This window comes from Geminicoccus flavidas, assembly GCF_009806515.1.
Taxonomy (GTDB): Bacteria; Pseudomonadota; Alphaproteobacteria; order Geminicoccales; family Geminicoccaceae; genus Geminicoccus; species Geminicoccus flavidus.
In genome coordinates, this window is sequence record NZ_WUJP01000424.1 from 1 (window position 1) to 9,190 (window position 9,190).

Sequence of the window (9,190 nt, forward strand, 5' to 3'; positions counted from 1 at the left end):
CACCCGGTCACGGCGAACTGGATCCGCCGTCCCTGCCCGCCCTGGCGCAGCTCGGTCGGGCGCATGCCCAGCACCTTGCCGGCCTCGGCATAGAAGCGCCCGTTGGAGTTGAACCCGGCATCGTAGATGGCGGCGGTCACCGTCTCGCTGCGGCCAAGCTCTGCCCGCACCCGCCGCGCCCGCCAGGCCGCGGCATAGGCCCTGGGTGTGAGCCCGGTCCGCTCCTTGAACAGCCGGTGGAAGTGGAACCGGCTGAGGCCCACGGCATCGGCCAGATGGGCCAGGTCCGGCAGCTCCTCGGCCGTCTCGATCAGCCGGCAGGCCTTGGCGACCGCCTGGGCCTGGTGGCGGTCCTGCGGCTCCAGGTCCGGCCGGCAGCGCTTGCAGGGCCGGAAGCCCGCCCGCTCCGCCTCGGCCGGGCTGTCGTGGAAGCTGACATTCTCGCGCTTCGCCGGCCGCGCCTTGCAGGACGGCCGGCAGTACACGCCGGTGGTGCGCACCGCGAACCAGAAGGCACCGTCCGCTGCCTGGTCACGCGCCTGCACCGCCGCCCAGCGTGCCTCGTCGGTCTGGAACTCGCCCTGGTCCATGCTGGTCGGCCGGATGCCCCGGATGTCGATCTGCGTCATCGTCATGTAGCGATCTCCTGGCGGCAACGTGAGGCCGAAGGCGACACGCCCGCTGCATGACGCATCCTGATGCTTGCCGCCGGTTGCCGCACTCCGCGGCTTGCGCCGCAATCCGCCCTGCGTCACCACCGGTCCTGGTCAGGGCTGGAGGGATGGCTGGCGATGGTGCTGCCGCGTGACTGTGAGGTGCTGGTGGTGGGTGCCGGGCCGGCCGGGCTCAGCCTCGCCGCCGAGCTGGAGCGCCAGGGGGCCAGCGGCGTGCTGCTGGTCGACCGGCTGGCGGAGGGCAGCAACCTGTCGCGCGCCGCGGTGATCCATGCGCGCACGCTGGAAGTGCTGGAGCCCCTGGGCGTCACGGCGGAGCTGCTGCGCGCCGGCCATGCCGTCCAGGTCTTCCGCATGCGCGAGCATGACCGGCTGCTCGCCACCATTCCCTTCGACCGGCTGCCCAGCGCCTATCGCTGCGTATTGATGTGCCCGCAGGACCGGACCGAGCAGATCCTGCATCAGTGCCTGACCGCACGCGGCGGCACAGTGGCACGGCCCTGCCGCCTGGTCCGGCTGGAGCAGGCGCCGGACCAGGTCCTGGCCGACCTGGAGACAGATTTGGGCACGCAGCAGGTGGCTGCCCGGTACGTGGTCGGCTGCGATGGCGGCCACAGCTTCGTGCGCGAGGCGGCCGGCATCGACTTTGTCGGCGGCACCTACGAGGAATCGTTCGTCCTGGCCGACCTGCACATGGACTGGCCGCTCGGCCCGGACGAGGCGAGCCTGATGCTGTCGCCGGACGGGCTGATGGTGGTGGTGCCGTTCCCGGGCGGACGCTACCGGATCGTCGCGACGATGGCCGACGCCCCGGCCGAGCCCGACCTCGCCACCGCGCAGGCGCTCCTGGACCGGCGCGGGCCGCAGCAACAGCGGGCGGTGGCGCGCGACTTGGTCTGGAGCTCGCGCTTTCGCATCCATCACCGCGTCGCCGCGACCTTCCGCAAGGACCGCGTGCTCCTGTGCGGCGATGCCGCCCATGTCCACAGCCCGGCGGGCGGCCAGGGGATGAACACCGGCATCCAGGACGCAGTGAGCCTGGCCCGCCCGCTGATCGCAGCATTGCGCCAGGGCGACACGGCCGGGCTGGACGCCTGGGCGACAGCACGCCGGCACAACGCCCAGCGCCTGGTGGCGATGACCGACCGGATCACCCGGATCGCCACCGTGCGCTCGACGCCGGCCCGGCTCCTGCGCAACCTGGCGCTGCAGACCGTGACCCGCCTCCCGCCCCTGCAGCGCAGGATCGCCTTCCGCCTGGCCGAGCTGGACCTGCGCTGAACACGGCAGATGGCCCCGCCGGGCTTACCGGCGGGGCCATCCATGCGAAGGATCGACTACTGGTCAGGTGGCGGCGCGGTTGATCTTGGCTTCCGCCATCTGGGTCAGCTTCACGTCAGTCGCCTTCTCCTCGTCCAGGTTCTGCTGGAGCACGCTGGCGCAGTCGTTGCGGCCGAGCTGCTTGGCCCAGGCGATCAGCGTGCCGTAGCGGGTGATCTCGTAATGCTCGACCGCCTGGGCGGAGGCCACCAGCGCCGCGTCCAGCACCTCCTTGTCGGCGACCTCGCCGGCCACCTCGTTGGCCTCCTTGATGATCCCATCGATGGCCGGGCAAGTGACGCCCTTGGCCTGGACGCCGTGCATCTTGAAGACCTGCTCCAGGCGCTGGAGCTGGTTCTCGGTCTCGCGCAGATGCTGCTCGAAGCCAGACCTCAACTGCGGGTTGGTCGCCTTGCTGATCATCTTCGGCAAGGCCTTGGTGATCTGCTGCTCCGCGTAGTAGATGTCCTGGAGCTGATGGACGAACAGATCATCCATCGTCTTGATATCGCTCGTTAATAGACCCATGGCTTTCTCTCCCGGCCCGGATCCTGCTCGGTCCGTGGCCAATACTGAATGTCAGTGATGCGCGTGCTGTTCCGCGTTGCGCTTGCGGGTCGCTGCCGCCTTCTTCGCTGACGCGGAACGCTCGGCCGCCGAACGGGACGCCGACGCCTTGCCGCCCTTCTCGCCGCCCTTGTGGGCGGCCGGATGGCCGGTATGGGCGCCCTTGCCGGAGCCGCCACTCTTCTTGCCGCCACCGTCGTCCTTGTTGACGGTGGCCCAGGCGCGCCGCTCGGCCTCGTTCTCCGACACGCCGCGCGCCTCGTAGCCTTCCGCGATATGCTCGGCCTTGCGCTTCTGCTTGTCGGTGTACTTGGACTTGTCGCCCTGTGGCATCGATGCCTCCAGTTCTGGCTGCCTCAAGAACCGCCCTGCCGCCAGTGAGTTCCCCGTTGACTGCCTGGCACCGGAGAACCTGCCGCCCCCCGCCGAGTTTCAGCCTCGACGCGAAGGAGGCGGCGATTGGCGCAGGCAGGCGACATCCGGATCGGCATCTCGGGCTGGACCTACCCGCCCTGGCGCGGCGGCTTCTATCCCAGGGGCCTGCCCCAGCGCGCCGAGCTGGCCCATGCCGCCCGGGTCTTCCGCACGATCGAGATCAACGGCACCTTCTACGGCCTGCAGAAGCCCGCGACCTTCGCCCGCTGGGCCGAGGCCACGCCGGAAGGCTTCGTGTTCGCAGTCAAGGCGCCGCGCTTCATCACCCATGACAGCGGCCTGACGGACCCCGAGACGCCGATCGCCAACTTCCTGGCCTCAGGCGTCCTGCGCCTGGGCGACCGGCTGGGCCCGATCCTCTGGCAGTTCCCGCCGGGCTTCCGCTTCGAGCCGGAGCCGTTCGCGGCCTTCCTGGCACTCCTGCCCAAGGACGGACCGGCCGCCCTCGCCTTGGCCCTGCGCCACGACACTCATGTCGGCGAGCACACCTGGCTCGCGGCGGACGGGATCGGCCGCATCCGCCATGCCGTGGAGATCCGCCACGAGAGCTTCTGCACGCCCGATTTCGTCGCCCTGCTCCGCCGCCACGGCGTGGCCCTGGTCGCCGCCGACGCTCCCCGCTGGCCGGCCTTATTCGACCTCACCGCCGACTTCGCCTATTGCCGGCTCCATGGCGGCGAGCAGCTCTACCGCAGCAGCTACGACCCGGCCTCGCTGGACCGCTGGGCGGCTCGCCTCCAGGCCTGGAGCCAGGGCCTGCCCATGACCGACGGCCGCATCATCGCGCCCGGCGGCGCTCCCGCGCCCGTGCCGCGCGACGTCTATCTCTACTTCGACAACACCATGCAGCAGGCAGCCCCGGTCGATGCCCTGGCCCTGATCGACCGGCTCCAGCCGGCAGAGGCCGGTTGAGCCTCAACCCATCCGCACGCTCGGATCGTGCTCGCCCACCAGGCGCAGGTCCTCCACGAACTTCGCGTACTCGCTTGCCCGCAGCGCCTCGTCCGGCACGCGCAGCAGGTAGGACGGGTGCACCGTCGCCATCATCTCGGCGTCGTTGTCGGTTTTCAGCACCTGGCCGCGCACCGAGCGCAGCGAAGTCGCCTTGCCGATCAGGCTCTGCACCGCAGTCGCCCCCAGCGCCACCACCAGCTTCGGCCGGATCGTGGCGAGTTCGCCGGTCAGCCAGGGCCGGCAGGCGCGGATCTCGCCCGCATTGGGCTTCTGGTGGATGCGCCGCTTGCCGCGTGGCTCGAACTTGAAGTGCTTCACCGCATTGGTGACATAGACCTTCTGCCGGTCGAGCCCGGCCTCGCCCAGCGCCCGGTCGAACAGCTGCCCGGCGGGACCCACGAACGGCCGGCCCTTCAGGTCCTCGCTGTCGCCCGGCTGCTCGCCGACGAACACCACGCTGGCATGCTCCGGCCCCTCGCCGAACACGGTCTGGGTGGCTGGCGCCCAGAGCGGGCAGTTGCGGCAGCCGGCGGCTTCGGCGCGCAGTTCCTCCAGCCGGGTGACGGCCTGGGCATCGGCCATGGCGCTCGCTCCCAAGGGTTGCATGGCGGGTCGTTGCGGCTGCGGATTGGGCAGCGCTGGTACCGCAGCAACCATCTCGCGGGCACGCCGTTCCGCGCTCTCCACCAATGGCCGGATCAGCCGGGCCTCGGGCAGGTTCTTCCAGTATTTCTCCGGCATCTCCGAGCGCATCGCCTGCACCTTCAGCCGGGCCGGGTTGAAGATCGCCGCGTAGTAGCTGCGCCAGAGCTCCTCCAGCGCATCCTCGGACGGTGCCGCCGAGCGCGGCACGCCACCGGCGAAGCTGAGTTCCGCCCCGTCCCAGTGCACTGAGCGCTCCGAGGTCAGGATCGACCAGCGCATCGCAGCGAAGCGCCGCTGGAAGAATGGCGCAGCCGCCTCGACGATATGATGCTCCGGCTCGAACCAGGCGATGAACTGCTGCCCCCCGTCCTCGGCCTCGATTGCCCGGAAGCGGACGAAGGCATGCATCTTGTGGATGTCGCGGCGCACCGCCTTGGCCATCCCGGCGACCCGCGCCACCAGCGGGTCGATCGCCACCGCCAGCACGTCGCGTTGGCGCAGCACCGCCTGGAGCAGCGCATAGAGCAGGGCGAACCGCTCCGGGTCCCGGTGGCAGATCGCCGTCTCCGCCAATTGGAGAAAGCGGCGCGGCACGGAGAAACCGGCTTCCGCACCCGGCAGCGGCGCCGGCTCGGGCTGGAACAGTCCCGCTGCCTCCCCGGCTACCCGCCACTCGATCGCCTCGCCGGGCGTGCCCGCCAGTGCAAACGCCCTGGCCCAGCGCCGCCAGCCCTCCAGGTCGACCGGCGAGGCCAGCTCCGCCAGATAGCTCACAAGGCCAGCTCGAGCTGCCGGGCCGGCGGCCGCAGCCGCTCCACCAGCCGCTCCCCGTCCAGGAGCCTGGTGGCCGGCCGGTGGTCCGGCAGCACCACGAACGGCAGCACCTTGCCAACCGGCACCCGCAACCGGGCGAGATCGTCGCTGCGCACCAGCCGGAAGCGCCGGGCCGAGAGGATCCGCTCGACCGACTTGGTGCCCAGCCCCGGCACGCGCAGCAGCTCCTCGCGGCTGGCCCGGTTCAGGTCGAGCGGGAACCGGTCGCGGTGCTGGAGCGCCCAGGCGAGCTTCGGGTCGATGTCGAGCGGCAGCATACCCGAGGCGGGCGCGATCTCGTCGACGGTGAAGCCGTAGAAGCGCAGGAGCCAGTCGGCCTGGTAGAGCCGGTGCTCGCGGAGCAGCGGCGGTGCCGCCAGCGGCAGGCCGGCGCTGGCGTCGGGGATCGGGCTGAAGGCGGAATAATAGACCCGTTTCAGCCGGTACGAGCCGTACAAATTGGCCGACGTGTCCAGGATGGTCCGGTCCGATGCCCCGTCCGCGCCGACGATCATCTGGGTGCTCTGCCCGGCCGGCGCGAAGCGCGGTGCCCGTACGCTGCGCCGCTTCTCCTCCGTGGCCTCCTCCAGCCGCACCCTGAGGTCACCCATGGTGCGCCGGATCGCGCGCACGTCCTTCTCCGGCGCCAGTGTCTTCAGGCCCGTCTCGGTCGGCAGCTCGATATTGATCGAGAGCCGGTCGGCATGGAGCCCGGCCTCGGCCACCAGCTCGGGCGCCGCATCGGGAATGGTCTTGAGGTGGATATAGCCGCGGAACCCGTGCCCGACCCGCAGGGTGCGCGCCACCAGGACCAGCTGCTCCATCGTGTAGTCCGGGCTGCGGATGATGCCCGAGGACAGGAACAGGCCCTCGATATAGTTGCGCTTGTAGAAGTCGAGGGTCAGGTCCACGACCTCGCGCACGGTGAAGCGCGCCCGGCGTACGTTCGAGGACGACCGGTTGATGCAGTAGCGGCAGTCGAACATGCAGGCATTGGTCAAGAGGATCTTGAGCAGCGAGATGCAGCGCCCGTCCGGCGCATAGGAATGGCAGATCCCCATGCCCTCGGTGGAGCCAATGCCCTTGCCGTCGGCCGAATGCCGCTTCTCCGTGCCGCTCGACGCGCAGGACGCGTCGTATTTCGCGGCATCGGCCAGGATTTCCAGCTTGCTTTGGACGTCCATCCGCTCGACCTTCGCCGGCAGCCATCGAGGTTGCCGCTATGTTCCAGTCCGAGCCGCGCACGAGCAAGCGTGGCGGCCCTGGCCAGCGGACCGGCCGCCGCCTGGATCGGTATACGCAGCCACGTCCCGCCCAGATCACCCGGCATGTCCAAGAGCACCCGTGCGACCCAGTTCCTCCAGCGGGCCAAGGTCACGTTTGAGACCGTCACCTACGACTACGACCCGGACGCCGACCGGGTTGGCCTGCAGGCGGCGGAAGCGATCGGCGTTCCCCCGCACCGTGTGCTGAAGACGCTGATGGCCGAGGTCGACAGCCGGCCGGTCTGCGTGATCGTGCCTTCCGACCGCGAGGTCAGCATGAAGAAGCTCGCCGCCGCGTTTGCCGGCAAGTCCGCCCAGATGATGCGCCCTGCGGATGCCGAGCGGCTGACCGGCTACCATGTCGGCGGGATCAGCCCGTTCGAACAGAAGAAGCGTGTGCCCGTCGCGATCGAGGCCAGCGCCATGGACGAGGAGCATGTCTTCCTCAATGGCGGGCAGCGCGGCCTCCAGCTCCGCATGGCGCCGGGCGATGCCCGCGCGGCGCTGGACGCGAAGATCGCCTCCCTGGTCGCCTGAGGAACCCTTCACCGGCGGCCAGTCTTCTTGTCCGGCAGGATGCAGGGGAAGAGTGCGATGTCGCCTGGGACCGCCGGTCCGATCCACGCCTACCTGTCCGGCCACGGAAAGGATGGCGCCGGCCGCAGCCTGGACAGCGTGCTGGCCCTGTCCGACCGCCAGCTGGAACGTATCCACGACTACATCCAGTGGCTGTTCCCGCTGCCGACCCGCAGCATGGCCCAGCCGCACTCCCCGGTGCTGACCGGTGAAGAGATCGAGGCGATCCGTGCGGATCCGGCAGCCCTGGCCAATCTCGCCCGGGCGACCGAGCGGATGCTGGTCTTCTACCGGCAGACCGACGACTGGCTGGTGCCGAGCGACCACAACCATCTGCGGATCAGCCGGATCCTGCAGAGCCTGTCCATCCTGAGCGGGCCGGAGGCCGCCCGCCGGTTCTACACGGCGATTATCGCCCGGGTGGAAGCCACCGGGACCCGGATCGCGCCCGGCAACCGGCGCTACTGGGACGCCGCGGTGCAGGCCGAGGGTGCAGGCGGCGGGAAGCCTCCGGGCGGACGCGCTACCTGAACCCGGGCAACCGGCCCCGGGACCGCATCAGCCATCATGAAGTCGAAGGCGAACTGGACCGGCTTCTCCTCCGGCAGCGCCATCGCCAGCTCCATGCAGGTGGCCGTGGGCGAGACATAGAGGAAGCCGACGCCCTGGGCCTGTGCTGCGGCGCGCGCCAGCTCGAGCTTCGCCGCGGGCATGCGTTCGTCTGCCAGCGGTGCCGTGTCGCTCACCATCATCATCGGATGCATGTCGCCGCCGCGATGGCGCAGCTCGTCGCGATGCGCCGCGAGCTTGCGGATGTCGCAGATGATCTCGCCGGCGCGGAGGCGGCCACTGGCCCGCTCGGACGCCTTCACCTCGATGGCGGCCAGCATGTGCCTGAGCGTCGCCTGCCGGTTCCGCCGCCGCCAGTCGCCGCCGATCGCCGGGCGGAAGATCACGATGTCCGGGATGGGCTCGAAGCCGCCCTGCTTGCGCATCAAGAGCCTGGAACAGCGGCGTCACCGGCGCGTCGATCCACTGCTTGACGTTCATGCCGAACTGGGTAGCGGCAGGCCGCCCGGCGCAGGCAGTGATAGGCGATGGCTTGGTAGTGCAGTTCGCCGCCGAGCGCGCTGCGGCATTCCTCCACGGTCAGCGGCCAGGCCTCGGCGACGAGCCGCACCGCATCGACGATGTTCCGAACCGGCTGCACCCACATTTCCGGCACGGTCTCCGCCGCCCGCTCCGCACCACCCGGACGGGTTCTTTCACCTGAACCGCATGAACCTGTGCCATCCGCCCTTCACCCTTCCCTGGGCCTGCTTCGAGCCGGCACCGGCCGGATACGATGTAGTCCGCAAACACCGCTTCGGCGCAAGCGGCACAGGAGCAGACGAGCATGATGGTTCATCCATGAAACCAGATGGACACCCAAGAAGTAGATGCGGAATTAAGGAATCATTTTGCCAGAATTGTCCGAGTTTTTCTTCCTTGATCCGACCCTCTCGCCTCACGAGCGCCCATGGGACCGCAGGTATGTCCATGCTATCCTGCCTGCCCAGTCCACTGGATCACGCCATGCCACTTCTGCTGAAGCCATGCACAGCAATTTGCACGAACGAACCCGAGCGCCACCGGCATGGCTTTTTACACGAACGAACCCGGAGCCCTGGTCCTGGCCACGTGAAACCTCCGCCCGCCTCCCCTATTCTCTCCGCAGCAACCGGCTCGGGGCTCGCATGACTTTCCGTTCCATCTACCGCCACGGCTTTGCCCGGATCGCCGCCTGTACCACGACCTGCAGCATCGCCGATCCCATGACCAATGCCCGGACCATCCTGGCGATGGCCAGGCGCTGCCATGAGCAGGCGGTGGCGGTGGCGGTGTTCCCGGAGCTCTCGTTGTCCGGCTATGCGATCGACGACCTCCTGCTCCAGGACCCGC

General features: G+C 69.5%; 11 protein-coding genes and 1 pseudogene. 5 read left to right on the plus strand and 7 right to left on the minus strand.

Features of this window, described 5'->3' with window-relative positions:
- Positions 1–629, minus strand: a 629-nt coding sequence (locus EQG76_RS11900) for a bifunctional transcriptional activator/DNA repair enzyme AdaA (protein WP_407925533.1), incomplete at its 3' end; no start/stop codon positions are given.
- Between the two features lie 162 nt (positions 630–791).
- Between EQG76_RS11900 and EQG76_RS11905 the strand changes: the two genes are divergently transcribed.
- Entirely contained in the window at positions 792–1,955 is a 1,164-nt protein-coding gene (locus tag EQG76_RS11905) for an FAD-dependent monooxygenase (protein WP_159713610.1), read from the plus strand.
- Between the two features lie 63 nt (positions 1,956–2,018).
- Here EQG76_RS11905 and EQG76_RS11910 read toward each other — a convergent pair whose 3' ends face one another.
- On the minus strand, positions 2,019–2,522 hold the full coding sequence (locus tag EQG76_RS11910) for a YciE/YciF ferroxidase family protein (RefSeq protein WP_159713612.1): 504 nt from the start codon (positions 2,520–2,522) through the stop codon (positions 2,019–2,021).
- 51 nt (positions 2,523–2,573) lie between these two features.
- Entirely contained in the window at positions 2,574–2,894 is a 321-nt protein-coding gene (locus EQG76_RS11915) for a plasmid stabilization protein (RefSeq protein ID WP_159713614.1), read from the minus strand.
- A gap of 126 nt (positions 2,895–3,020) precedes the next feature.
- Here EQG76_RS11915 and EQG76_RS11920 point away from each other — a divergent pair, with 126 nt between their 5' ends.
- Positions 3,021–3,908 carry a DUF72 domain-containing protein gene (locus EQG76_RS11920; RefSeq protein ID WP_159713616.1) on the plus strand — a complete coding sequence of 296 codons (888 nt, stop codon included), beginning with the start codon at positions 3,021–3,023 and terminating at the stop codon, positions 3,906–3,908.
- A 3-nt stretch (positions 3,909–3,911) separates the two neighbouring features.
- Here EQG76_RS11920 and EQG76_RS11925 read toward each other — a convergent pair whose 3' ends face one another.
- On the minus strand, positions 3,912–5,369 hold the full coding sequence (locus tag EQG76_RS11925; RefSeq protein ID WP_159713618.1) for a UdgX family uracil-DNA binding protein: 1,458 nt from the start codon (positions 5,367–5,369) through the stop codon (positions 3,912–3,914).
- Positions 5,366–6,592 carry a putative DNA modification/repair radical SAM protein gene (locus tag EQG76_RS11930; protein WP_159713620.1) on the minus strand — a complete coding sequence of 409 codons (1,227 nt, stop codon included), beginning with the start codon at positions 6,590–6,592 and terminating at the stop codon, positions 5,366–5,368. Before EQG76_RS11930 ends, EQG76_RS11925 begins: the two co-directional genes overlap by 4 nt.
- 144 nt (positions 6,593–6,736) lie before the next feature.
- Here EQG76_RS11930 and ybaK point away from each other — a divergent pair, with 144 nt between their 5' ends.
- Positions 6,737–7,210 (plus strand): Cys-tRNA(Pro) deacylase, encoded by a 474-nt coding sequence (ybaK, locus tag EQG76_RS11935; protein WP_159713630.1) that lies wholly within the window; start codon positions 6,737–6,739, stop codon positions 7,208–7,210.
- Between the two features lie 57 nt (positions 7,211–7,267).
- Positions 7,268–7,780, plus strand: a complete 513-nt coding sequence (locus EQG76_RS11940) for an opioid growth factor receptor-related protein (RefSeq protein ID WP_159713622.1) — start codon at positions 7,268–7,270, stop codon at positions 7,778–7,780.
- Here the strand turns inward: EQG76_RS11940 and EQG76_RS11945 are convergent.
- Together EQG76_RS11945 and EQG76_RS11950 are read right to left on the minus strand one after the other, a co-directional pair.
- Positions 7,711–8,244 carry a hypothetical protein gene (locus EQG76_RS11945; protein ID WP_159713624.1) on the minus strand — a complete coding sequence of 178 codons (534 nt, stop codon included), beginning with the start codon at positions 8,242–8,244 and terminating at the stop codon, positions 7,711–7,713. The genes EQG76_RS11940 and EQG76_RS11945 overlap by 70 nt on opposite strands.
- Positions 8,244–8,465, minus strand: a complete 222-nt coding sequence (locus EQG76_RS11950; RefSeq protein ID WP_159713626.1) for a hypothetical protein — start codon at positions 8,463–8,465, stop codon at positions 8,244–8,246. Before EQG76_RS11950 ends, EQG76_RS11945 begins: the two co-directional genes overlap by 1 nt.
- A 520-nt stretch (positions 8,466–8,985) precedes the next feature.
- On the opposite strand from EQG76_RS11950, the pseudogene nadE reads away from it, so the two are divergent.
- A pseudogene (gene nadE / locus EQG76_RS11955) lies at positions 8,986–9,190 on the plus strand (NAD(+) synthase); the annotation flags it as partial.

Excerpts from the sequence above, each read along its gene's own strand:
- EQG76_RS11945 (WP_159713624.1), bottom strand. The coding sequence starts at position 8,244 with ATGCGCAAGCAGGGCGGCTTCGAGCCCATCCCGGACATCGTGATCTTC.
- EQG76_RS11950 (WP_159713626.1), bottom strand. The coding sequence starts at position 8,465 with ATGTGGGTGCAGCCGGTTCGGAACATCGTCGATGCGGTGCGGCTCGTC.
- EQG76_RS11910 (WP_159713612.1), bottom strand. The coding sequence starts at position 2,522 with ATGGGTCTATTAACGAGCGATATCAAGACGATGGATGATCTGTTCGTC.
- ybaK (WP_159713630.1), top strand. The coding sequence starts at position 6,737 with ATGTCCAAGAGCACCCGTGCGACCCAGTTCCTCCAGCGGGCCAAGGTC.
- EQG76_RS11930 (WP_159713620.1), bottom strand. The coding sequence starts at position 6,592 with ATGGACGTCCAAAGCAAGCTGGAAATCCTGGCCGATGCCGCGAAATAC.
- EQG76_RS11915 (WP_159713614.1), bottom strand. The coding sequence starts at position 2,894 with ATGCCACAGGGCGACAAGTCCAAGTACACCGACAAGCAGAAGCGCAAG.
- EQG76_RS11905 (WP_159713610.1), top strand. The coding sequence starts at position 792 with ATGGTGCTGCCGCGTGACTGTGAGGTGCTGGTGGTGGGTGCCGGGCCG.
- EQG76_RS11940 (WP_159713622.1), top strand. The coding sequence starts at position 7,268 with ATGTCGCCTGGGACCGCCGGTCCGATCCACGCCTACCTGTCCGGCCAC.